The 22,636-nt window shown below is 67.7% G+C and carries 18 protein-coding genes; 8 read left to right on the top strand and 10 right to left on the bottom strand.

From position 1 onward, the window contains the following. The first annotated feature begins 122 nt into the window (after positions 1-122). The 3 genes from N440_RS04055 to N440_RS04045 are packed head-to-tail and all read left to right on the top strand — an operon-like array spanning position 123 to position 3,533. A complete protein-coding gene (locus N440_RS04055; protein ID WP_053508296.1) occupies positions 123-689 on the top strand; it encodes a TetR/AcrR family transcriptional regulator in 567 nt (188 codons plus the stop codon). Next, positions 689-2,362 (top strand): MFS transporter, encoded by a 1,674-nt coding sequence (locus tag N440_RS04050; protein ID WP_133934172.1) that lies wholly within the window; start codon positions 689-691, stop codon positions 2,360-2,362. Before N440_RS04055 ends, N440_RS04050 begins: the two co-directional genes overlap by 1 nt. Before the next feature lie 10 nt (positions 2,363-2,372). Next, positions 2,373-3,533, top strand: coding sequence for an HlyD family secretion protein (locus N440_RS04045; protein ID WP_133934171.1), 1,161 nt, complete (start codon positions 2,373-2,375; stop codon positions 3,531-3,533). Between the two features lie 108 nt (positions 3,534-3,641). Here the strand turns inward: N440_RS04045 and N440_RS04040 are convergent, their stop codons facing one another. The 7 genes from N440_RS04040 to creB form a co-directional block, all read right to left on the bottom strand. Further along, a complete protein-coding gene (locus N440_RS04040; RefSeq protein ID WP_004150412.1) occupies positions 3,642-4,133 on the bottom strand; it encodes a Fur family transcriptional regulator in 492 nt (163 codons plus the stop codon). Between the two features lie 33 nt (positions 4,134-4,166). Next, a complete protein-coding gene (gltX, locus tag N440_RS04035; protein ID WP_133934170.1) occupies positions 4,167-5,570 on the bottom strand; it encodes a glutamate--tRNA ligase in 1,404 nt (467 codons plus the stop codon). 153 nt (positions 5,571-5,723) lie between these two features. Next, positions 5,724-7,280: a M20/M25/M40 family metallo-hydrolase gene (locus tag N440_RS04030; RefSeq protein WP_133935972.1), complete on the bottom strand. Its 1,557-nt coding sequence runs from the start codon at positions 7,278-7,280 to the stop codon at positions 5,724-5,726. 292 nt (positions 7,281-7,572) lie between these two features. Then, entirely contained in the window at positions 7,573-7,983 is a 411-nt protein-coding gene (locus tag N440_RS04025; RefSeq protein WP_133934169.1) for a hypothetical protein, read from the bottom strand. Between the two features lie 10 nt (positions 7,984-7,993). Further along, entirely contained in the window at positions 7,994-9,313 is a 1,320-nt protein-coding gene (gene creD, locus N440_RS04020; protein ID WP_133934168.1) for a cell envelope integrity protein CreD, read from the bottom strand. Between the two features lie 81 nt (positions 9,314-9,394). Then, positions 9,395-10,855: a two-component system sensor histidine kinase CreC gene (gene creC / locus N440_RS04015; RefSeq protein ID WP_133934167.1), complete on the bottom strand. Its 1,461-nt coding sequence runs from the start codon at positions 10,853-10,855 to the stop codon at positions 9,395-9,397. Positions 10,856-10,858: 3 nt separating this feature from the next. Beyond that, entirely contained in the window at positions 10,859-11,584 is a 726-nt protein-coding gene (creB, locus tag N440_RS04010) for a two-component system response regulator CreB (protein ID WP_133934166.1), read from the bottom strand. Positions 11,585-11,619: 35 nt separating this feature from the next. On the opposite strand from creB, the gene rlmJ reads away from it, so the two are divergent. From rlmJ to N440_RS03990, 4 genes are all read left to right on the top strand, one after another. Further along, on the top strand, positions 11,620-12,477 hold the full coding sequence (gene rlmJ, locus N440_RS04005; RefSeq protein ID WP_006425982.1) for a 23S rRNA (adenine(2030)-N(6))-methyltransferase RlmJ: 858 nt from the start codon (positions 11,620-11,622) through the stop codon (positions 12,475-12,477). 95 nt (positions 12,478-12,572) lie between these two features. Beyond that, the gene (locus tag N440_RS04000; RefSeq protein WP_004150340.1) at positions 12,573-13,118 is read left to right on the top strand and encodes a GNAT family N-acetyltransferase; all 546 of its coding nucleotides are present in this window, start codon (positions 12,573-12,575) and stop codon (positions 13,116-13,118) included. Positions 13,119-13,387: 269 nt separating this feature from the next. Further along, positions 13,388-16,852: a transcription-repair coupling factor gene (gene mfd, locus N440_RS03995; RefSeq protein WP_133934165.1), complete on the top strand. Its 3,465-nt coding sequence runs from the start codon at positions 13,388-13,390 to the stop codon at positions 16,850-16,852. Between the two features lie 44 nt (positions 16,853-16,896). Continuing rightward, positions 16,897-17,514 carry an HD domain-containing phosphohydrolase gene (locus N440_RS03990; protein ID WP_133934164.1) on the top strand — a complete coding sequence of 206 codons (618 nt, stop codon included), beginning with the start codon at positions 16,897-16,899 and terminating at the stop codon, positions 17,512-17,514. A gap of 162 nt (positions 17,515-17,676) precedes the next feature. Here N440_RS03990 and N440_RS03985 read toward each other — a convergent pair whose 3' ends face one another. Both N440_RS03985 and gpmA read right to left on the bottom strand, forming a co-directional pair. After that, positions 17,677-19,770 carry a M13 family metallopeptidase gene (locus N440_RS03985; RefSeq protein WP_133934163.1) on the bottom strand — a complete coding sequence of 698 codons (2,094 nt, stop codon included), beginning with the start codon at positions 19,768-19,770 and terminating at the stop codon, positions 17,677-17,679. A 207-nt stretch (positions 19,771-19,977) separates the two neighbouring features. Next, positions 19,978-20,727 (bottom strand): 2,3-diphosphoglycerate-dependent phosphoglycerate mutase, encoded by a 750-nt coding sequence (gene gpmA / locus N440_RS03980; protein ID WP_133934162.1) that lies wholly within the window; start codon positions 20,725-20,727, stop codon positions 19,978-19,980. A 94-nt stretch (positions 20,728-20,821) separates the two neighbouring features. Between gpmA and nfi the strand changes: the two genes are divergently transcribed. Beyond that, positions 20,822-21,496 carry a deoxyribonuclease V gene (gene nfi, locus N440_RS03975; RefSeq protein WP_049456175.1) on the top strand — a complete coding sequence of 225 codons (675 nt, stop codon included), beginning with the start codon at positions 20,822-20,824 and terminating at the stop codon, positions 21,494-21,496. Positions 21,497-21,533: 37 nt separating this feature from the next. On the opposite strand, the gene N440_RS03970 is transcribed toward nfi, so the two are convergent. Next, a complete protein-coding gene (locus N440_RS03970) occupies positions 21,534-22,514 on the bottom strand; it encodes a cation diffusion facilitator family transporter (RefSeq protein ID WP_133934161.1) in 981 nt (326 codons plus the stop codon). Between the last annotated feature and the right edge of the window lie 122 nt (positions 22,515-22,636).

Here is a 22,636-nt window from a genome sequence, read left to right as displayed (position 1 = left end):
CCCGTTTTCATTTCCGCCAACACCATCACGCAAGCGTCACAAAGATGTGCGTACGACAACAAACGGACAATCCCGTCACTCAATGTCTCGCCAACCGGACATTAATGTCCGAAAATGAACCCATGACCGCTCAACGTGCCGATGCTGCTGCCCGCCGTGCCCTCATCCTCGACGCCGCCGACCATGTGTTCGGCCAACATGGCGTCACCGCTCCACTGGACCTGGTGGTCGAACGCGCCCAGGTGGGTCGCGCCACCCTGTACCGCAACTTCCCCGACCGTACCGCGCTGATCCAGGCGCTGCTGCAGCGTACGGTTGACCGCATCCGGCGCCAGGTCGAGCAGCTCGGCGACCGCGACGACGCCCTGTTCGAGGTGTTCGAGGGCATGGCCCAGCGCATCATCGATTCGCCTGCCCTCGCCGATTACTGGCGTGCGGTGGATTCGGACGTGCCGGCCATGCGCACCGCGCGCGAGACCGTGCGTGACCTGCTGGAAGCGCCGATCGCCCGTGCCAAGGCCGCCGGCCTGTGCCGCGCCGACCTGGAGAAGACGGATATTTCACTGATCTCGGGCATGCTGGGTGCGGCCCTGCGCGGCAAGACCCGCGACGAGCGCGCCCAGCTGGCCGGGCGTGCCCTGCAGCTGCTGCGCGGGGGTCTGCAGGGAGCACCCAGCGAGGCGCGCTGATGGTCCAGCCGTATCTGAAGCCGGTTCCGGATTGGGAGGAGCACGAGAAGCCGACCATGCCCGGTTCGGCGTCGATGCCCTGGCATCCGCCCCATCGACGCGTGGCCTATGCACTGGTGTCGCTGCTGGTGGCGATCACCGGCGGCCTCGGCAATGCGCTGGTCACTGCCAACCTGCCGTTCCTGCAGGGCCAGCTGGCGCTGACGCCGACCCAGGGCAGCTGGCTGGTGGCCGCGTATGCGATGGTGAATGTCACCGCCAACCTGCTGGCCTTCAAGTTCCGCCAGCAGTACGGCATCCGCCTGTTCGCCGAGATCGGCCTGGGCCTGTACGCAGCGCTGGCGGTGCTGCATCTGTTCGTCGGCAGTTTCGAGACCACCCTGCTGACCCGCGCCGCCAGTGGCTTCGCCGGCGCCGCCTGTTCAACACTGGGCACGCTGTACATGCTGCAGGCGCTGCCGCGCCGCTTCACCGGCAACCTGCTGGTGGTGGGTGTGGGCCTATCGCAGCTGGCGGTGCCGATTGCCTGGATCGTCTCGCCGGGCCTGGTCGATACCGGCCAGTGGCACCAGCTCTATTCGTTCGAAGCCGGCCTCGCCCTGTGCGCGTTCGCGGCGGTGGTGGTGCTGAAGCTGCCGCCCGGCATCCAGATCAAGGCCTTCGAGCCGATGGACTTCCTCACCTTCGCCCTGCTCGCCCCTGCCGTTGCCCTGCTGGTGATCGTGCTGGCACAGGGCTATACGCGCTGGTGGCTGGATACGCCGTGGCTGGGGTGGGCACTGGTCGCCTCGATTGCGTTGTCCACCACCGCCTTCATCATCGAGCACTACCGCCGCAACCCGCTGCTGCAGACGCGCTGGCTGGCCAGCCTGCCGGTGCTGCACTTCATCGTCGGCGCGTTCCTGATCCGCTTCCTGACCACCGAGCAGTCCTACGGCGTGGTCAACCTGATGCGCACACTGGGCATGGGCCCGGACCAGCTGCGCCCCCTGTTCGGCGTGATCCTGGCCGGCGTGATCACCGGCATCGCGGCGGCGGCACTGACGTTCGGGCCGAAGCGGCTGATTGCCCAGCTGCTGATGGCGATCCTGCTGCTGGGTACCGCCGCTTTCTTCGACCAGCACCGCACCAGCCTGGACCGGCCGCACGACTTCTATGTCAGCCAGTTCCTGGCCTCGGTCGGTGCCGGCATGTTCATGGGCCCGCTGATCATGCTCGGCATCTCCGCCGCACTGAAACAGGGCGTGGACCACATGATCACCTTCCTGGTCACGCTGTCGATCACCCAGACCCTGGGTGGCCTGGCCGGTTCGGCGGTACTCGGCACCTTCCAGCTGCATCGCGAGCAGCTGTACTCCAGCGCGTTGACCAGCCAACTCGATCCGGCCGACCCGGTGGTCGCGCAGCGCCTGCGCGTGCAGCAGCAGCTGTACAGCGCGCAGATCACCGATCCGGTCCTGCGCAGCGCGCAGGGCAGCGCGCAGCTGGCGCAGATCACACGCCGCGAAGCCAATGTGCGCGGCTTCAATGATGTGTTCACCCTGAGCGGTTGGCTGGCCATCGGCTTCCTGTGCTGGTTGCTGCTGCTGTCGCTGCGTACCGCTGTGCTCAAGCAATGGCGCAAGCGCCACCCCACGTCCCCTGCTGCGGCCACGCCGGCCGCGCCCCGTTGAGTTGATCGCCATGCCCCCCGTCCCGCCCCGCCCCGACGACATCGACGCCGACAACGTCACCCCACCGCCACCGACCGATGCGGCGCCTGCGCCCACACCCGCGGCGCCGGCTGCCGCGCCGAAATACCTCAAGCCCAGCGCGCGCAGCGTGGTGGTGATGGTGGTGGTGGCGTTGCTGGGGATCGCACTGATCCTGCGTGCCTGGCACCTGTGGCCGTTCACCAGCAGCGTGATGGTGACCGACAACGCCTATGTGCGCGGGCAGATCACGGTGATGGCGCCGCAGGTGAACGGCTACGTCACCGAGGTGCTGGTCAAGGACTTCCAACATGTGAAGAAGGGCGAACCGCTGCTGCGCATCGATGACCGCATCTATGCGCAACGTGTCGCCCAGGCACAGGCGACGCTGGACAGCGCACGCGCGGCACTGGCCAATTCGGACCAGTCGCAGGCGCAGAATCGTGCGCAGATCGCCTCCGCACACGCCACGCTGTCGGCGGGCCAGGCCGAACTGCAGCGCTCGCGCAATGAGGCCCGCCGCTACGAGGAGCTGGCCGCACAGCAGCTGGTGTCGGTCAACGACCGCGACAAGTTCCGCACCAGCCAGGCCTCGGCGCAGGCCAGCGTGCAGCAGTCGCAGGCCCAGATCCGCATCGCCGAGGAAACGCTGGTATCGACCCGGGTGGCACGCAAGAGCCTGGAAGCGCAGGTGGAGAGCGCGCAGGCACAACTGGAACTGGCCCGCATCGACCTGGCCAATACGGTGATCCACGCACCGCGCGACGGCCAGATCAGCGAGGCCAGCGTGCGCGTGGGCCAGTACGTGGCTGCCGGTTCGCAGCTGCTGTTCCTGGTGCCTGACACGCTGTGGGTGGTCGCCAACTACAAGGAAGGCCAGACCTGGCAGATGGCGATCGGCCAGCCTGCCTCGTTCTCGGTGGACGCCTTCCACGGCCAGGTGCTGAGCGGCCGCGTGGAGGAGATCGCGCCCGCCACCGGGTCGGAGTTCAGCGTGCTGCGCCCGGACAACGCCAGCGGCAACTTCACCAAGGTGGTGCAGCGGCTGCCGGTACGTATCAGGATCGACGGGGAGCAGAAGCTGGCAGCACAGCTGCGGCCAGGCATGTCGGTGATCGTGCGGGTGGATACCGCGACCAAGCCGATGGACTAGGGTACAGGCCCGGTTGCGCCGATATGAAACGGGGTCAGATCCCTTTGCCAATGGCGAATGGATCCGACCCCGCTCCTATGCCGGCCAGCGGCCGGCACTACCGTTGCGTTACCCGGCGCAGCGGGCGCAGAGCCCGTGCACTTCCAGGGTCTGCGCCTGCGGCTGGAAGCCCAGCTCCTTGGCGCGCTTTTCCAGCTGGGTGACGATCTCGCGGTCTTCCAGCTCCACCGCACTGTGGCAGCTGTTGCAGATCAGGAACGGCACCGAATGCGCCGCGCTGCTGGGGTGGTGGCAGGCCACGAAGGCATTCACCGATTCCAGCTTGTGCACGAAGCCATTGGCCATCAGGAAGTCCAGCGCGCGGTACACGGTGGGCGGGGCATCGGCGCCCACGCCCTTGCCGTTGCGCACCCATTCCAGCAGTTCATACGCCTTGACCGGCTTGCCGGCCTCGGCGATCAGCTTCAGTACGTTGGCGCGGATCGGGGTCAGGCGCAGCCCGCGTTCGCGCGAGACACGCTCGACCACCGCGACGAAATCCGATGCGTCGTGGACGTGGTGGTGCGGGGCGGTACAAGCAGTGGCGGTCTTGGCGGGCATGCGCGTTCTCCGGTTCGGCCTGGCAAGGATGCCTCAGGCCGTTGCTACCTTGGTAATGGCCACATCGATGCGTTTCAAGGCCTGCTCGCGGCCGGCCAGGTACACGGTCTGGGAAATGTCAGGGCTGACCTGGGTGCCGGTGATCGCCACGCGCAGCGGCTGGGCGACCTTGCCCATGCCGATTTCCAGCGCAGCGGCGGTGTCGTGAAGGGCCACGCCGACCGCTTCGGCGGTCCATGCCGGCAGCGCTGCCAGCAGTTCGCGAGCCTTGCCCAGCGCCACCTCGGCGCCGGCCTTGAAGTGCTTGGCCACCGCGGCTTCGTCGTAGACGGTCAGCGGCTGGTACCAGACCACCGCGCTCTCGGCCATGTCCTTCAGGGTCTGCACGCGGTCACGCAGGGCGACCACCACGTCCTCCGGCGCCGGGCCGGCGGCCAGGTCCAGGCCCAGCTTCTGCAGCTGATGGACCAGGTGCGGGGCGACCGCCGCGGGGGCTTCGCTCTTCAGGAACTGCTGGTTGACCCAGCCCAGCTTGGCCATGTCCAGGCGCGAGGCCTTGGAATTGCAGTCTTTCACGTCGAACAGGTCGATCAGCTCCTGGCGGCTGAACAGCTCCTGGTCACCGTGCGACCAGCCCAGGCGGGCCAGGTAGCTCAGCAGCGCGTCGGGCAGGTAGCCGGCGTCCTTGTACTGCATCACGTCGGCCGCGCCGGTGCGCTTGGACAGCTTGGCGCCCTGCTCGTCCAGGATCATCGGCATGTGGCCGAACTTCGGCACCGGCGCGCCGATGCCTTCGTACAGGTTGATCTGGCGCGGGGTGTTGTTGATGTGGTCGTCGCCGCGGATGACCTCGGTGATGCCCATGTCCCAGTCGTCCACCACCACTGCGAAGTTGTAGGTGGGGTAGCCGTCCGGGCGGAAGATGACCATGTCATCCAGCTCGCTGTTGGCGATCTCGATGCGGCCCTTGATCAGGTCGTCGAACACCACCGTGCCTTCCAGCGGGTTCTTGAAGCGGATGACGCGGTTCGGGTCGTCCTTGTACGGCAGGCCCAACTCGCGCGCGGCACCGTTGTAGCGCGGCTTTTCCTGTCTGGCCATGGCCGCCTCGCGCATGGCATCGAGCTCTTCGCGGGTTTCGTAGGCGTAGTACGCCTTGCCGTCGGCCACCAGCTGCTCGGCCACTTCCAGGTAACGGGCCACGCGCGCGGTCTGGTAGATCGGGCCCTCGTCGTAATCCAGGCCCAGCCACTCCATTGCCTCCAGGATGGCGTCGATCGCGCCCTGGGTGCTGCGCTCACGGTCGGTATCTTCGATTCGCAGCACGAACTCGCCGCCACGGTGGCGGGCCTCCAGCCAGCAGTACAACGCAGTGCGGGCACCACCGATGTGCAGGTAGCCGGTGGGACTGGGGGCGAAGCGGGTGCGGCAGGTCATGGAGGGCTCGAGGAACGGGAATCCCCCGATTTTACCAGCCCACCGCCCCCGACGGAAAAAGGGGACGGAGGGGATTAAGTCGCAATTGCCGAGCCGATGCGGCGACGGGCGGGAAGCGGAGGGGAGAAACGACTTAATCCCCTCCGTCCCCTTTTATGGTTCAGCCTTGCGCGGGAACGGCTGCTCGCGCATGGCGGCGTTGTAGGCGAACGAGGCGACGATGGCCGCGGCCTGCTTCAGGTCTTCCGGTTCGGCGTGGTCCCAGGTGTCCAGGTGGCTGTGGTGGACATTGGTGAAGTAGTCCAGACGGTCCTGGATGAACTGGAAGCCCGGCAGGCCGATGCGGTCGAAGCTGATGTGGTCGGTGCTGCCGGTGTTGCGGCTGGCCACGGTGGTGGCGCCCACGTCATGGAACGGCGCCAGCCAGGCTTCGAAGATCGGCATCGCTGCCAGGTTCTCCTGCGCATAGATGCCACGGAAGCGGCCCGAGCCGTTGTCCATGTTGAAGTAGACCTGGAACTTGCTGTAGTCGCGGGTCTTGCGCAGCGCACCGGTCGGCTCGCGCAGCGAGGCCGGCAATGCCTTCTGCGCCGCGTCGGTGGGCTCCGGGAACTGGCCGAAGTGCTTGGCCACGTAGGCCTGCGAGCCGATCAGGCCCTGCTCTTCGCCACTCCACAACGCTACCCGGATGGTGCGCTTGGGCCTGGCGCCGGTGGCCTTGAGGATGCGCATCGCCTCCATCATCACCGCCACGCCGGCAGCATTGTCGGCCGCGCCGGTGCCGCTGTGCCACGAATCCATGTGCGCGCCGATCATCACCACTTCATCGGGCTTGCTGCTGCCGCGGATCTCGGCCAGCGTGTTGTAGCCAGGCTGGTCGGCCTCATCGGTGAAACGTGCGGCCACGTCCACGCGCAGGCGCACGGTCTGCTTGGCCTCCAGCGCGCGCGCCAACGGATTGAAGTGCTCGCTGATCATCGCCAGTTCCGGGATACCCACCGATTCGCCGGCCTTGCGCGATCCACCACCGGCAACCCGGATGATGCCGTTGTCCCAGCTGCTGATGCTGATCGAGGCCAGCGCGCCTTCTTCGACGAAGAACGCATTGACCTTGCTCGCCAGCGTCTGCCGCTCCTGGTATTCCTTGACCCGCTTGGCGCGCTCGGCGGTGGCGTCCTTGTCCTTGGGCAGGGTGAATTCCTGCAGGCCTTCCAGCGAGGTGGCGTCGTGCCGATGCGAATCTGCCTCGGTGCCGCGCTTGTACTCGCGCGCCTCGCCCAGCAGCAGGATCCTGCCACGCAGCTTGCCGCGGTACTTCTCGATGTCCTCGGGCTTCTTGATCTCGACCTGCACCAATTCGCCTTCGACCGGGCCGTTCGTACCCGGCGTCCAGGCCTTGGGCAGCGCATGCAGTGGCTGCACACGGTCGCCCAGCATTTCAACGCTGGCCGAGGTGAACTCCCAGCCACGGCCGAAATCATCGAAGGCTTCGTCGTGGACGTTGTCCAGCTTCCATTCGTTGAACTTGCCGCGGGTCCAGGCGTTGGCGCGGCCCATTGCCGGCGAATTGGTCAGGCGCGGCCCGATGCGCTCGGTGAGGTAGCTGAAGGTGTCCATTACCTGCGAACGGTGGAAGGCCTCCTGGCGGATGCGGCTGACCATGTCCAGGTCCACCGTCTCACGCTGCTGCGCCCCTGCATTGCCCCCCATCGCCAACGCTACCGCCAGCACGCCCCACTTCAGCCCGCTCCACTTCAACACGCCGCACCCCTGCCCTTCGGCTCGATCATCAACCTGTCGAGTCTAGCCAGCAGGGGCGCGGTGATACCGTCCCATCGGTCATGGGCAGGAGCGTGCGAACCAAGGTTCGCACCCACAGGAAAGTGGCTGGTTCGCACCCACAGGCAAGTGGCTGGTTCGCACCCACAGGAGAGTGGTTGGTTCGCACCCACAGGAGAGTGGCCACACAGGAGAGTGGCTGGTTCACATCTCCCAAGCCACCTCACCCACTCCAGCCCAGCCACAGCTGCGCCCGCGCCGGCAGCAGCAGCAACCAGTGCCGCCGGTCGATGCTGCTGCAGCCGTACACCGCCGCGTGTGCGGGCCAGTCCTCCGGCAGGCCGCCGATGCCGATCTCGGCCAGCGCTTCCGCTCCGGCCTTCCATGGCCGGTAGCGCGTCACCTTGCCCGCCAGCGCGCCGCGTCCCTGCCGCGCCCCCTGCAGCCACCCCAGCCCCTGATCCTGCAATCCCTCGCAGGTGACCGCGGCCAGCTGGAAGCGGACCAGGCCGGGGGCGATCCGTGCCCCCGGCAGGGCCGCCAGCACGCCATGTGCCTGCAGCAGTGCATCCACTTCCAGCAGGGCCGGAATGCCCTGCCGTGCCCGTTGCCGCAATCCGTGGCGCCAGCCCATGGCGAACTCCTTACTTCAGTTCCGCGCCAAGCGCGTACCAGTCGACCCGGCGGGTCACCCACATCGCCAGCGCCAGGATCACGAACAGCAGCAGCGAGCCCATCAGCAGCGCGTTGTTCTCCGACACCAGCAGCCCATACAGCGCGCCGTACAACACGGTCAGCAGCGCGGCAAAGCCGAGGCCACGCTTCCAGTGGCCCAGCACGTTGGCCAGGTACACCGCCTGCAGCCCGATGCAGGCCACGGCCGAGACCAGGTAGGCCTTCCAGAACGCGATGTGCTCGGACAGGCTGATCAGCAGCAGGAAGAAGATCGCCAGCGCCAGGCCCACCATCAGGTACTGCAGCGGATGGATGCGCAGCGACTTGATCAGTTCGAACAGGATGAAGCCGACGAAGGTGAGCAGCACGAACAGCACGCCGTACTTCGAGGCGCGGTCGGCCTGGGTATAGGTATCGACCGGATCGACCAGCGACACGGTCACCGCCTGCGAATCGATCGCACCGTCGCTGCGCAGCTGGCGCTGCGCGTCGGACGCCAGCGAGGACACCGCCCAGCGTGCATCGAAGCCCTGTGCATTGACGCGTCGCTCGTTGGGGAGGAATGCACCACTGAACGACGGATGCGGCCAGCTCGAACGCAGCGCGATGCGGGTGTCATCGCCCACCGGCACCACCGACAGCATTCGGCTGCCGTCCAGGCGCAGTTCCAGCTCAACGGTACTGGCGGCCAGGCTGCCGCCCTGGTCGTTGGCGAAGCCGGCCACGGGAGCATGCAGGCCGCGACCAACCTCGCTGGCCGCTTCGACGCCCGGCAGCAGCCGCAGCTGCTTGCCGTCCACGCGCAGGTTGGGCGTACCGACCAGCCCGCGCACATCGGAAACGCCCAGCGCCACATACGGCTGTCCGTAGCTGCGGCCGGCCTTCACCGGGTAGTCGTCGACGGCGAAGGTCGCCTTCAGCTGGCCGTTCCAGCTGTACACCGGCACCTTGAACAGACCGACTTCGCGCTGGCTCGGCAGCATCTCACCGCCCACTTCCAGCGTGGCCGGCATCTGCAGCCAGTGGCCTTCGCTGACCTGCACCTCGGTCTTCTTGTTGCCCTTGGCGTCGACGACTTCGACCTGCTGGCGCTCCACCCACGGCACCACCCGCACCGGCCCGACCAGGCGCTGCGCACCGGCGCGGCTGTCGGCTACGCGCGCGAACGCCTCGTCGCGGTATGCGCTGCGCTCGGTGATGACCCCACGGATCATCGTCAGTGGAACCAGCAGCAGCAGGATCAGCCCGCCGACAATGGCGAACCGCAGCAGCATCTTCAGGGATTTCATGGTCCATCCTCGTTGGAGAGGGCTGCAGGATGGACCGCTGCGGTGAGCAGGGTTTGTGGCGAATTTGAAGCGAGTGTGAAGTCAGCGGCGCGGACGCTGGCCCGGCACGCTCAACGGCAACCACAGGCTGGCCACGGTGCCGCCGCCATCGCGGACCTCGACGCTGGCACGGCCGTCATGCAGGCGCGCGACCTCCTGCACGAACGGCAGGCCCAGGCCCGAGCTGCGCCGTCCACTGGCGGGACGCGCCAGCGAATAGAAGCGCTCGAATACCCGTTCGCGTGCATAGTCCGGAATACCCGCACCGCGGTCGGCCACCTGCAGGCGCACGCCCTGCCCGTCCACCTCGGCCTGCAGCGCGATCTCCGCGCCGGCCGGCGAGAATGCGATGGCATTGTCGATCAGGTTGTGCAGCGCCTGCCGCAGCAGATAGGCATCGCCCTGCACGGACAGGTCGGGCGCGCTGCCGATGCGCACCTGTACGCCCGCCGCCTGTGCGCGCACCTGCGCCGCAGCCGCCGCTTCGGCCAGCAGCACCGGCAACGCGATCGGGTCGCGGGTCTGCAGCCAGCCGTGCTGCTCCACTTCGGCCAGCGCCAGCAGCTTGTCGATGGTCTCGGTCAGCCGTTCCTGCTGGTCGACGATGCTGCGCGCGAAATGCACGCGGTCGGCCTCGGGCAGTGGCTCCTGCAGCAGCTCGGCGGCACCGCGGATCGCCGCCAGCGGGCTTTTCATCTCGTGCGTCAGTGACTGCACGTACTGTTCGACGTAAGCCTTGCCTTCCAGCTTGCGGCGCATGGTTTCCAGCGCCTGGCCGAGATCGCCGATCTCGTCGCGGCGTCGGCGCGGCGGCGGCACCGGTTCGCCGGCGGTGACCGCGCGGGCATAGCGGCTGAGCTGGCCCAGGCCGGTGGTCAGCCACATCGTCACCAGCACGCCGACCAGCGCCGACAGCCCGATCAGCCAGGCCCCGCGCTCGATGATGGCGCGCTGGCTGGCGGCGATGAACGGATCGATGCTGCGGTTGGGCTGGGCCAGGCTGAGCACGCCGATCAGCGTGCGTCCGTCGGCCGGGTCATATACCGGCGCCGCCACGTGCATCACGGTATCGCCTTCCTCGCCCGGCACTTCCGGGCTGGAACGGGCGCCGTACTCGCCGCGCAGGGTGCGGTAGACATCGTTCCAGCGCGAGTTGTCGCGGCCCAGATCGCGGCCCAGCGAGTCGTAGATGACGATGCCCCGGGCGTCGGTGATGGTCACCCGGTAATCCAGCGAGCGCTTCGGGAAGCGCCAGACCATCGCCTTCAGGTCGCGCTGCCGCGCCTTGGCCAGGTTGCGGGTGAAGCCGCCGCTGCGGATGGTGCCGTCCTTGACGTCGGCGGCGGCCATCTCGGCCAGCACATTCGCCGCATCGACCAGTGTCGACTCCATCGCCTGGCGCACACCCGGTTTCACTTCATTGACGAACACCCGCATCACGAAGAACGCGGCAATACCGGTAATCAGGAAGAAGCCCAGGAACAGCTTCAGCACCAGGCGCATCGGCTAGACCTCCAACGCGTAGCCGAGGCCACGGTGGGTGCGGATCGGATCATCACTGGCACCGGCCGCACGCAGCTTGGCGCGCAACGTCTTTACATGTGTGTCCACGGTACGGTCGGCGCTGTCGGCGCTGCTGTCCCAGCCGCGATCCATCAGCTGCGCGCGGCTGAGGATGGCGCCCGGGCGTTGCAGCAACGCCTCCAGCAGCGCGTATTCGTAGCGGGTCAGGTCCAGCGCCTGGCCCCGGAAGCGGATGCGGCGGCCGTCGCGGTCGATGGCGAAGGCGCCGTGCTGCTGCCAGCCCGCGTCGGCGCTGCCCGCTGTCGCCAGCGGTGCGGCACGGCGCAGGCGAGCACGCACCCGCGCCACCAGCTCGCGCGGCGAGAACGGCTTGGTCATGTAGTCGTCGGCCCCCAGTTCCAGGCCGAGCACGCGGTCCACTTCGTCATTGCGGGCGGTGAGGAAGATCACCGGCAGCTGCGCAGCCGGGCCCGGCTGTGCGCGCAGCCGCCGGCACACCTCGAAGCCGCCCAGATCCGGCAGGCCCACGTCCAGCACCAGCAGATCGATGCCGCCGGCCTGCAGCCGCTGCAGGGCCTCGCCGCCGAGCAGGCAGTGGCTGGCGGCATAGCCTTCGCTGCGCAGCGCATAGAGCACGGTTTCGGCGATGGCGGCTTCGTCCTCGACCACCAGGACATGGGCAACAGGGGCTGTCATGGCGCGCAGCATAGCCGCTGCGGCCGCCGCCCCGTACACTGCCGCCCATGAACTATCGCCACGCCTTCCATGCCGGCAACCACGCCGATGTGCTCAAGCACATCGTGCAGCTGGCCCTGATCGACAGCTTCAAGCGCAAGGACAGCCCGTTCTTCGTGCTCGACACCCACGGCGGTGCCGGCCGCTACCTGCTGGCCAGTGAAGAGAGCCGCAAGACCCTGGAGGCCGAGTCCGGAATCATGCGGCTGATGGCCCAGCCCAAGCTGCCGGAGGTGGTCGAGCGCTACCTGAAGGCCGTGCAGGCCGACAACCCGGTCGGCGCACTGACCAACTACCCGGGCTCGCCGCTGCTGAGCGCACAGGCGATGCGCGCGCAGGACCGCATGGCGGTGTGTGAGCTGCAGGAACCCGAAACCGCCACGCTGAAGGCCCTGTTCGCCCACGACAGCCGCGTCGATGTGCGTCCGGGCGATGGCTACGCGCTGCTGCGCTCGCTGCTGCCGCCGAAGTTCAACGGCAGCAAGATCGGCCGCGGCCTGGTGCTGATCGACCCGCCCTACGAGGCCCAGGACGCCGAGTACCAGAACATCCTGGCCGCCCTGGCCGAGACCCTGGCACGCTGGCCGCAGGCCACCTGCGCGGTCTGGTTCCCGATCAAGCAGCGCCGCACCATCCTGCACTTCCTGCGCAAGGCCAGCGCGCTGCCGGTGAAGTCGGCGATGACCATCGAGTTCCTGGTGCGCCCGGATGACTCGCCGCTGCGCCTCAATGGCAGTGGCATGCTGCTGCTCAACCCACCCTGGCAGTTCGATCGGGTGGTCGGCCCGGCCCTGCCGGCGCTGCGCCAGCACCTGGGCGAACCCGGTGCCAGCACCCGCCTGGATTGGCTCAAAGCCCCCGAATAACGGCCTTCACGAGGCTGTACCGCCGTGAGCCTTTCGTTCACGGAATGCAGCCCCGGTGATGCCACAATCGATGGACCACCAAGGAATCACCCGGTATGGCCACTCGCAACCGCATGCCGCCCTGGCATGAGATCTTCAAGGCTCCCAGCGGCCACGAGCTGCTGATCCGCCCCATCCGCCCGGAAGATGGCGCGCCGCTGCAAGCAGCGTTCAGCCTGTTCGGGCCGGAAGAAATCCGTGATCGTTTCCTGCAGGCGGTGACCGAGCTGTCGCCGGAAACCACCCAGCGCCTGACCCACCCCAATCCCAAGACCGAGATCACCCTGGTCGCAGCCGAATCCCTGCCCGCTGGCGAAGCGGTGGTCGGCGCGGTCGCCCGGGCCTCGATCATCCCCGGTACCCGTGAAGCCGAGTACGCGATCCTGATCAGCCGCTTCCTGATCGGCCAGGGCCTGGGCCGGCAGCTGATGCGCAAGCTGGTGAAGTGGGGCCGCGGCAAGTACCTGGACCGCCTGTACGGCGATGTGGCCGCCGAGAACGAGCCGATGAAGCAGCTGGCCGCCTCGCTGGGCTTCAAGCCGGTGCCGCACCCGACCGGCGCCGAGGGCCTGGTGCGGATGGTGCTGGAACTGGACAACTGAAGGATGGGCCGGGCACTGCCCGGCACCGCATGTTTCGATAGTCGAGCAAGCTCGACTCTACGGATGGGCCGGGCACTGCCCGGCACCGCATGTTTCGATAGTCGAGCAAGCTCGACTCTACGGATGCGCCGGGCACTGCCCGGCACCGCATTCCGGTAGTGCCGGCCGCTGGCCGGCAGCCTCATGCACCGTTGGGGTATCGGAATGCCGGCCAGCGGCCGGGACTACCTGGCGGGCTTCGACCGGGCTTCTGCTAAAATCCGGGGTCCATGTCGCGTACCTCATACCCCGCCCCGCCGCTGCCGCGCGCCGGCCAGCTCCGCGCCTGGTGGCGCGCCCCCGCATCGCCGACCGCCCTGGCCTGGTACCTGGCCCAGGCCGCGCGTGCGCACGACGCCCCGCTGCTGGTGATCGCCCGTGACAACCACGGCGCCAACCAGCTCGAAGCCGACCTGCAGACCCTGCTTGGCGGCGACCCGGCCCTGCCGGTGGTCGCCTTCCCGGACTGGGAAACCCTGCCCTACGACCGCTTCAGCCCGCATCCGGACATCATCTCGCAGCGCCTGGCCGCCCTGCACCGCCTGCCTGCGCTGAAGCGCGGCCTGGTGATCGTGCCGGTGCAGACCCTGCTGCAGCAGCTGGCGCCACGCAGCTACGTGATCGGCGGCAGCTTCGACCTGAAGGTCGGCCAGCGCCTGGACCTGGAAGCCGAGAAGCGCCGCCTGGAGAGCGCCGGCTACCGCAACGTGCCGCAGGTGATGGACCCGGGCGACTTCGCCGTGCGCGGTGGCCTGCTCGACGTGTTCCCGATGGGTGCCGACGAGCCGCTGCGGGTGGAGCTGCTGGACGAGGACATCGACTCGATCCGCGCCTTCGACCCGGAAAGCCAGCGTTCGCTGGACAAGGTCGAGGCCGTGCACATGCTGCCCGGCCGCGAAGTGCCGATGGACGAGGCCAGCATCGCCCGCGTGCTGGCCACGCTGCGCGAGCGCTTCGATGTCGATACCCGGCGCAGCGCGCTGTACCAGGACCTGAAGTCGGGGCTGGCCCCGGCCGGCGTCGAGTACTACCTGCCGCTGTTCTTCGAGCGCACCGCGACCCTGTTCGATTATCTGCCCAGCGGCAGCCTGCCGGTGGTCTGTGCCGGTGCCGGTGAAGCCGCCGAGACGTTCTGGGCGCAGACCGGCGAGCGCTACGAACAGCGCCGCCACGATGTGGAGCGCCCGCTGCTGCCGCCGTCGGCGCTGTACCTGTCGCCGGAACTGCTGCGCGAGCGCCTGAACGATGCGCCGCGCATCGAAGTGTGGCCAGCCGACCACGCACGCATCGCCGATGCGCACGCGCTGGGCGACCAGCCGTTGCCGCCGCTGCCGGTGGCTGCACGCGAGGCACCGGCCGGTGATGCGCTGAAGTCCTTCCTCGGCCACTACCCGGGCCGGGTGCTGATTGCCGCCGACTCGCCGGGCCGCCGTGAAGCCCTGCTGGAAGTGCTGCAGGCCGCCGAGCTGAAGCCACCGGTGGTGGCCGACCTGCCCAGCTTCCTCGCCGGCGATGCGCGCTTCGCGATCGCGGTGGCGCCGCTGGAAGATGGCTTCGCGCTCGACGATCCGCGCATCGCGGTGCTGACCGAGCGCCAGCTGTTCCCCGAGCGCGCCGGCAGCACCCGCCGCACGCGCCGTGCCGGCCGCGAGCCGGAAGCAATCATCCGCGACCTCGGCGAGCTGACCGAAGGCGCGCCGATCGTGCACGAGGACCATGGCGTCGGCCGCTACCGTGGCCTGATCGCGATGGACGTCGGCGGCATGCCCGGCGAGTTCCTCGAAATCGAATACGCCAAGGGCGACCGCCTGTATGTGCCGGTGGCCCAGCTGCATCTGATCAGTCGCTATTCCGGTGCATCGGCGGAAACCGCGCCGCTGCACTCGCTTGGTGGCGAGCAGTGGAGCAAGGCCAAGCGCAAGGCCGCCGAGAAGGTGCGCGACGTGGCCGCCGAACTGCTGGAGATCCAGGCCCGCCGCCAGGCGCGTGCCGGCCTGGCACTGCAGGTGGACCGCGCGATGTACGAACCGTTCGCGGCCGGTTTCCCGTTCGAGGAGACCCCGGACCAGCTGGCCGCGATCGACGCCACCCTGCGCGACCTGGCCAGCAGCCAGCCGATGGACCGCGTGGTCTGCGGCGACGTCGGCTTCGGCAAGACCGAGGTGGCCGTACGCGCCGCCTTCGCCGCCGCCAGCGCTGGCAAGCAGGTGGCCGTGCTGGTGCCGACCACGCTGTTGGCCGAACAGCATTTCCGCAATTTCCGCGACCGCTTCGCCGACTATCCGATGAAGGTCGAAGTGCTGTCGCGCTTCAAGACCAGCAAGGAAATCAAGGCCGAACTGGAGAAGGTCGCCGCCGGCACCATCGATGTCATCGTCGGTACCCACCGCCTGCTGCAGCCGGACGTGAAGTTCAAGGACCTGGGCATGGTCATCGTCGACGAGGAGCAGCGTTTCGGCGTGCGCCAGAAGGAAGCATTGAAGGCGCTGCGCGCCAACGTGCACCTGCTGACCCTGACCGCCACGCCGATCCCGCGCACCTTGAACATGGCCATGGCCGGCCTGCGTGACCTGTCGATCATCGCCACCCCGCCGCCGAACCGGCTGGCGGTGCAGACCTTCATCACCCAGTGGGACAATGCCCTGCTGCGCGAAGCCTTCCAGCGCGAGCTGGCGCGCGGCGGCCAGCTGTACTTCCTGCACAACGACGTGGAGAGCATCGGCCGCATGCAGCGCGAGCTGTCCGAGCTGGTGCCGGAGGCGCGCATCGGCATCGCCCACGGCCAGATGCCCGAGCGTGAGCTGGAAAAGGTGATGCTGGATTTCCAGAAGCAGCGCTTCAACGTGCTGCTGTCGACCACGATCATCGAGTCGGGCATCGACATCCCCAACGCCAACACCATCATCATCAACCGCGCCGACCGCTTCGGCCTGGCCCAGCTGCATCAGCTGCGCGGCCGTGTCGGCCGTTCGCACCATCGCGCCTATGCCTACCTGGTGGCGCCCGACCGTCGTTCGATCACCCCGGATGCGGAAAAGCGCCTGGAAGCGATCGCCTCGATGGACGAACTCGGCGCCGGCTTCACCCTGGCCACGCACGATCTGGAGATCCGCGGTGCCGGCGAACTGCTGGGCGAGGACCAGAGCGGACAGATGGCCGAGGTCGGCTTCAGCCTGTATACCGAACTGCTGGAACGCGCGGTGCGCAGCATCAAGCAGGGCAAGCTGCCCGACCTGGATGCCGGCGAGGAAGTGCGCGGCGCCGAAGTCGAGCTGCATGTGCCGGCGCTGATTCCGGAAGACTACCTGCCGGACGTGCACACCCGCCTGACCCTGTACAAGCGCATCTCCAGCGCGCGCGACAGCGATGCACTGCGCGAGCTGCAGGTGGAGATGATCGACCGCTTCGGCCTGCTGCCGGATGCGGCCAAGCACCTGTTCGCCATCGCCGAGCTGAAGCTGAAGGCCAACACGCTGGGCATCCGCAAGCTGGACCTGGGCGAGAACGGTGGCCGCATCGTGTTCGAGTCCAAGCCGAACATCGACCCGATGGCGGTGATCCAGCTGATCCAGAAGCAACCGAACCTCTACGCCATGGAAGGGCCCGACAAGCTGCGCATCAAGCATCCGCTGCCGTTGCCGGAAGACCGCTTCAACGCGGCCCGCGCCCTCCTGACCACCCTCGCCCCGGGTTGATCGCCCCCGAATACCCCGCACCGGTCCCCACCCGGTGCGGGTGGATGCCCATGTTTCCTGACGCCGTACCCGCCCCCGACCTGCTGCACGCGCAGGCCTGCCTGATTGATGCCCTCTCGATGTCGCTGCAGATGCGCGACGCCTACACCCGCCACCACTGCGACCGTGTCGGCCTGCTCGCGCAGCGGCTGGCCGCACAGTGCGACCTCGACGCCGAGGCCTGTGAACAGATCGGCTTGGCCGCCCGCTTCCACGATATCGGCAAGATCGGCATTCCCGACGACGTGCTGCTGGCCCCGCGCCGGCACACCGACGAAGAGCGCGCGATCATGCGTGAGCACCCGGTGCGCGGCGAGCATATCTTCCTGGCCACCGGCCGCAGTGATGCCGCACCGGTCGCGCAACTGATCCGCGCCCATCATGAAGCCTTCGATGGCAGCGGCTATCCCGATGGCCTGCGCGGCGAAAGCATCCCGCTGGGCGCGCGTATCGTCACCATCGCCGATGCCTACGATGCGATGACCAGCGTGCGTCCCTATCGGGCGGCGATGGCGCGCGAGGCTGCGCTGGGCATCATCGAGAACCAGTCGGGTGGCCTGGTCGATCCTTACGTACTGCAGCGCTTCCACCGCATGCTGGCGCTGGAGCCGGAGCTGGCATAACTGACGCGCTGGCTGACCCGCCGGCCGACGCACGTGTATCGCGTACATCCCGCGATAGTCGACCAACGGTCGACTCTACCCGGCCGTCCCTCGCCACCGGGCCGACAAACAAAAGGCCCGGCGTTCGCCGGGCCTTTCGCATCACGCATCACGTGCGATCAATTACCAGATCACCACGCGCTTGTCGTCGGCACGCACCATCGCGTCACCAGCCTTGCACTGGAACGCGGCAGCGAAGGACGGCATGTTCGACGGCGCGCCGTTGGCACGGAAGTTCGCCGGGGCATGCGGATCGGTGTTCAAACGCACGCGCAGTTCACCGTCGGTGAAGTTGCGGCGCCACACGGTAGCCCAGTTCATGAAGAAGCGCTGGTCCTGACTGTGGCCATCGACGTCGACATTCGCCTTCGGGTCTTCCTTCAGCGCCATCTGCAACGCGTCGTAGGCCACGGTCAGGCCCCCCAGGTCGCCAATGTTCTCGCCCAAGGTCAGCTTGCCCTTCACGAACACGCCCGGCACCGACTCATAGCCGTCGAACTGCGCGACCAGCTGGTCGGTACGCTGGGTGAAGGCCTTGCGGTCGGCGTCGGTCCACCAGTTGTCGAAGTTGCCGTTGGCGGCGAACTGGCTGCCCGAATCGTCGTAGCCGTGCATCATCTCGTGGCCGATGACCGCACCGATGCCGCCGTAGTTCAGCGCCGGATCGGCCTTGGCGTCGAAGAACGGCGCCTGCAGGATCGCGGCCGGGAACACGATCTCGTTCTTGGTGGCGTTGTAGTAGGCGTTGACCGTCTGCGGGGTCATGCCCCACTCGGTCTTGTCCACCGGCTTGCCGATCTTGTCCAGCATGTAGCGGTAGTTGAACGCACGCGCGGCCTGCATGTTGCCCAGGTAGCTGTCGCCGTTGGTCTGCAGGCCGGCCCAGTCACGCCACTTGTCCGGGTAACCGATCTTCGGGGTGAAGCTGGCCCACTTTTCCAGTGCCTTCTTCTTGGTCTCTTCGCCCATCCACGGCAGCTGCTCAAGGCGCGCCTTCAGCGCTACCGAGAGATTCTCCACCAGGTGCTGCATGGCCACCTTCGACTCGGCCGGGAACACGGCGTCGACGTACAGCTGGCCCAGCGCTTCACCCATGCCGCCGTTGACCGACTCCAGCACGCGCTTCCAACGCGGCTGCATTTCCTTCTGGCCACGCAGGGTGGTGCCGTAGAAGTCGAAGTTGGCCTTCTCGAACGGGCTGCTCAGGTACGGCGAAGCATCATCGATGGTGTGGAAGCGCAGGTAGGCCTGCCAGGTGCTGGCCGGCACGTCGGCCAGCATCTTGTCCATTTCACCGAAGAAACCCGGCTGGGCCAGCGAGAACTTCTGCGCGGCCGGCACCTTCAGGGTGTCGAACAGCGCGGTCCAGCTGAAGTTCGGCGTCAGCTTGTCGGCGTCGGCGGCGCTGAGCGGGTTGTAGCGCTTGGCCGGGTCACGCATCTCGATGCGCGACATCGAGGCCTTGGCCAGGCGGGTTTCGAAGACCATCACGGCCTTGGCCTGCTCGGCCGCCTGCGCAGCATCCACGCCGGACAGGGTCAGCACCTGTGCGATGTAGGCCACGTAGGCGTCGCGGATCTTGGCCTGGGCGTCATCGAAGTAGTAGCCCTTCTCCGGCAGGCCGAGGCCGCCCTGGCCAACATAGGCGATGACGTTGGCCGAATCCTTGTAATCGGCGTTGGCAAACAGCGAGAACAGCACGCCCTTGCCCTCGGCCTGGCTGTCGCGCAGGTACTGGGTGATGGCGGCGGTGTCGTTCAGCGCGCCGATCTTGTCCAGCGTCGGCTGCAGCGGCGCCAGGCCGGCGGCTTCGATCTTCGCTTCGTCGTTGCCGGTCTTCCAGATGTCACCGATCTTGGCTTCCACCGAACCGGCCTTTGCCTGGCTGGCTGCGGCCTGCTGGACCAGCGCGTGCTGCACTTCCAGCGAGCGCTCGCGCAGGATCTCGAAGCTGCCCCAGGTGGTCTGGTCGCCCGGCACCGGGTTGGCCTTCAGCCACTTGCTGTTGACGAAGCCATTGAGGTCGGTACAGGCCGAAATGGCCGGGTCCAGATCGGCGCTGTTGAGCGAGATCAGCGGCGTCTTGATCTGCGACTGATCGAAGGCCGGCTTGGCATCGGCGGTGCCGGACGGCGCGGTTTCATTCTTGCCACAGGCGGCCAGCGAGGCGGCGATGGCGATCGTCAGGCCCAGCGGGACCAGATTGCGGACGTTCATGAGGCTCTCCTGCGGGTAATCCCACAGAGTAGCCGGGGAGGCCCGCGGCAGGGACCGGCCAAAGGTCACAGGGCCTGCCCCTGTAGAGTCGAGCCATGCTCGACTGCTCTGCGCCTCTTGCCGCAGCGGTCATGAACGTGGAACGGAGAGCAGTCGAGCATGGCTCGACTCTACAAAAAGAAAGGCCGGCTTGCGCCGGCCTTCTTCTTATTTCGCCTTGCCCTGGTTGGCCACGGCTTCAGCGGCCTTGCGTGCCGCTTCCGGGTCGCCCAGGTAGCGGAACGACTGTACCGTCAGGTCGTCGTTCAGTTCGAACAGCAGCGGGATACCGGTCGGGATGTTCAGCTCGAGGATTTCCTCGCGCGAGACGTTGTTGAGGTACTTGTACAGCGCGCGCAGCGAGTTGCCGTGGGCGGTGACCAGCACGGTCTTGCCGTCCTTCAGCTGCGGCGCGATGGCGTCGTGCCAGTACGGCAGCACGCGGTCCAGCGTGGTCGCCAGCGATTCGGTGCCCGGCAGCGCGTTGCGGTCCAGGCCGGCGTAGCGGCGGTCATGGATCGGATGGCCCGGATCTTCCAGCGCCATCGGCGGCGGCGGGATGTCGTAGGAACGGCGCCACACCTTGACCTGCTCCTCGCCATGCTTGGCCGCGGTCTCGGCCTTGTCCAGGCCCTGCAGGCCGCCGTAATGGCGCTCATTGAGGCGCCAGGACTTGTTCACCGGCAGCCAGTCCTGCTCCAGCTCGGCCAGCGCACCCTGCAGGGTGTGGATGGCACGCTTGAGCACGGAGGTGTGGGCGACATCGAACTGCAGGCCTTCCTCGCGCATCAGGCGGCCGGCGGCGGCCGCTTCCCGGCGCCCCTGCTCGGTGAGGTCGACATCGACCCAGCCGGTGAAGCGGTTGTCCAGGTTCCACTGGCTCTGGCCATGGCGCAACAGTACGAGTTTACGGGTCACTGCAGGGTCTCCAACGCGAGGAAAGGCAGGCCGCCATTGTAGCCCCGGCCGCTGCTCACCGGGCCGTGGCGCCGCGCATGCAATGCTGTGGCCGATGAATACGATGATCGATCCCGGGCGCTGGGAAGGCAGCGTCAGCGCCGCCCGCGCGCAGCAGCTTCAGCTGGCCGGCCGGGTGGAACGCCAGGACCGCCTGCCCCGCAACGTGCGCTGGCTGGCCGGGCTGGATGTCGGCTTCGAGGAGGACGGCGCCATCACCCGCGCCGCTGCGGTATTGCTGGACGCAACGACGCTGCGGCCTGTCGCGCAGGAGATCGCGCGCATTCCCACGGTGATGCCCTACATCCCCGGCCTGCTCAGCTTCCGCGAACTGCCCGCGCTGCTGGCCGCGTTGGCCTTGCTGCCGCGCACACCCGATCTGGTGTTCGTCGATGGTCACGGCATCAGCCATCCGCGCCGGTTGGGCGTCGCCGCGCACCTGGGCGTGGTCACCGACCTGCCGAGCATCGGCGTGGCCAAGTCGAAACTGGTGGGCCGCTTCGTCGAACCGGGCGCCGAGGCCGGCGCGCACACGCCGCTGCTGGACGGCGAGGAACAACTGGGCTGGGTACTGCGCAGCAAGGTGCGCTGCAAGCCGTTGTTCGTGGCCGGCGGCCATCGGGTCAGCGCGGATACCGCGCTGGACTGGGTGCAGCGCACACTGCGTGGCTACCGCCTGCCGGAGCCGACCCGGCTGGCGGATCGGCTGGCCTCGCGCCGGGACGAATGACCGCAGCGGGCATCCCCGGCGCGGCCTTCGATTTCGATCAACGATGCACGTGGCCGCGATGGCCCTGCGCATCCTCGCCGTGGTCGTGGCCTTCATGGCCCTCGTGCTCGCCGCCCTTGGCCGGCAGCGGTTCGCCACAGGCTTCGCCGCAGTGGTCCGCTTCGATCTGCAGCGTCACATGCTCGATGCCAAAGTCATCGTGCAGGCGGCCACCCAGTTCACGGCGCAGCGCATCGGCATCGGTGCCGTCGCGCATCACGATGTGCGCGGTCAGTGCCGGCGTGCTGGAAGCCAGTGCCCACACATGCAGGTCATGCACGTCCAGCACCGCGGCATGGCCGGACAGGCTGTCGCGCACCTTGGCCACGTCCATGCCCTTGGGCACGCCTTCCAGCAGCACGTTGATCGCCTCGCGCATCAGCACGTAGGTGCGCGGCAGTACCCACAGGCCGATCAGCACGGCCAGGATCGGGTCGATCGGCTTCCATCCGGTCCACTTGATCAACAACGCGCCTGCGATCACCGCCACCGAGCCCAGCATGTCCGCCCACACTTCCAGGTAGGCGCCCTTCACGTTGAGGCTCTCGCCACTGCCGGCCTGCAGCAGGCGCATCGAGATCAGGTTGATGATGAGGCCCGCAGCGGCGATCACCAGCATGCCGGAGGAAGCGATCTCCTGCGGCTCGCGGAAACGTCCCACCGCCTCCCACAGGATGTAGGCGGCGACCACGAACAGCATCGCGCCGTTGATCATCGCGCCCAGTGCTTCCAGGCGTGCATAGCCGTAGGTGCGGCGTGCGTCCGGCGGGCGCCGGCTCAGCCGCACCGCCACCAGCGCGATCATCAGCGCCAGTGCGTCGGTGGCCATGTGCGCGGCATCGGACAGCAGCGCCAGGCTGTTGGTCCAGAACGCCCCCACCACTTCGACGACGAGGAAGGTGGAGGTCAGGCCGAGCGCCCACCACAGGGGTTTCTCGTGGCGGATCTGGGATGGCAGGTGATCGTGGTCGTGGCCCATGGCAACAGCTCCTTTGCGATGGACGCAGGCTACGCGTGCGTGCGTGGGGAAACTATCACGGTGTTTATAACATTGCAGGCCACGCGGTCCCTCAGCGGGCCTGGCCCGGCGCTACCGGAGCC

This window comes from Stenotrophomonas sp. CC22-02 (assembly GCF_004365115.1).
GTDB classification, from domain to species: domain Bacteria; phylum Pseudomonadota; class Gammaproteobacteria; order Xanthomonadales; family Xanthomonadaceae; genus Stenotrophomonas; species Stenotrophomonas forensis.
The sequence above is the reverse complement of the archived record's forward strand: the minus strand, read 5'-3'. Positions and strand labels throughout refer to the sequence as shown.

Bases quoted from the DNA above. Each gene is read 5' to 3' on its own strand.
- N440_RS04055 (WP_053508296.1), top strand. From the start codon at position 123: ATGACCGCTCAACGTGCCGATGCTGCTGCCCGCCGTGCCCTCATCCTC.
- N440_RS04050 (WP_133934172.1), top strand. From the start codon at position 689: ATGGTCCAGCCGTATCTGAAGCCGGTTCCGGATTGGGAGGAGCACGAG.
- N440_RS04045 (WP_133934171.1), top strand. From the start codon at position 2,373: ATGCCCCCCGTCCCGCCCCGCCCCGACGACATCGACGCCGACAACGTC.
- N440_RS04040 (WP_004150412.1), bottom strand. From the start codon at position 4,133: ATGCCCGCCAAGACCGCCACTGCTTGTACCGCCCCGCACCACCACGTC.
- gltX (WP_133934170.1), bottom strand. From the start codon at position 5,570: ATGACCTGCCGCACCCGCTTCGCCCCCAGTCCCACCGGCTACCTGCAC.
- N440_RS04030 (WP_133935972.1), bottom strand. From the start codon at position 7,280: ATGGGGGGCAATGCAGGGGCGCAGCAGCGTGAGACGGTGGACCTGGAC.
- N440_RS04025 (WP_133934169.1), bottom strand. From the start codon at position 7,983: ATGGGCTGGCGCCACGGATTGCGGCAACGGGCACGGCAGGGCATTCCG.
- creD (WP_133934168.1), bottom strand. From the start codon at position 9,313: ATGAAATCCCTGAAGATGCTGCTGCGGTTCGCCATTGTCGGCGGGCTG.
- creC (WP_133934167.1), bottom strand. From the start codon at position 10,855: ATGCGCCTGGTGCTGAAGCTGTTCCTGGGCTTCTTCCTGATTACCGGT.
- creB (WP_133934166.1), bottom strand. From the start codon at position 11,584: ATGCTGCGCGCCATGACAGCCCCTGTTGCCCATGTCCTGGTGGTCGAG.
- rlmJ (WP_006425982.1), top strand. From the start codon at position 11,620: ATGAACTATCGCCACGCCTTCCATGCCGGCAACCACGCCGATGTGCTC.
- N440_RS04000 (WP_004150340.1), top strand. From the start codon at position 12,573: ATGGCCACTCGCAACCGCATGCCGCCCTGGCATGAGATCTTCAAGGCT.
- mfd (WP_133934165.1), top strand. From the start codon at position 13,388: ATGTCGCGTACCTCATACCCCGCCCCGCCGCTGCCGCGCGCCGGCCAG.
- N440_RS03990 (WP_133934164.1), top strand. From the start codon at position 16,897: ATGCCCATGTTTCCTGACGCCGTACCCGCCCCCGACCTGCTGCACGCG.
- N440_RS03985 (WP_133934163.1), bottom strand. From the start codon at position 19,770: ATGAACGTCCGCAATCTGGTCCCGCTGGGCCTGACGATCGCCATCGCC.
- nfi (WP_049456175.1), top strand. From the start codon at position 20,822: ATGAATACGATGATCGATCCCGGGCGCTGGGAAGGCAGCGTCAGCGCC.
- N440_RS03970 (WP_133934161.1), bottom strand. From the start codon at position 22,514: ATGGGCCACGACCACGATCACCTGCCATCCCAGATCCGCCACGAGAAA.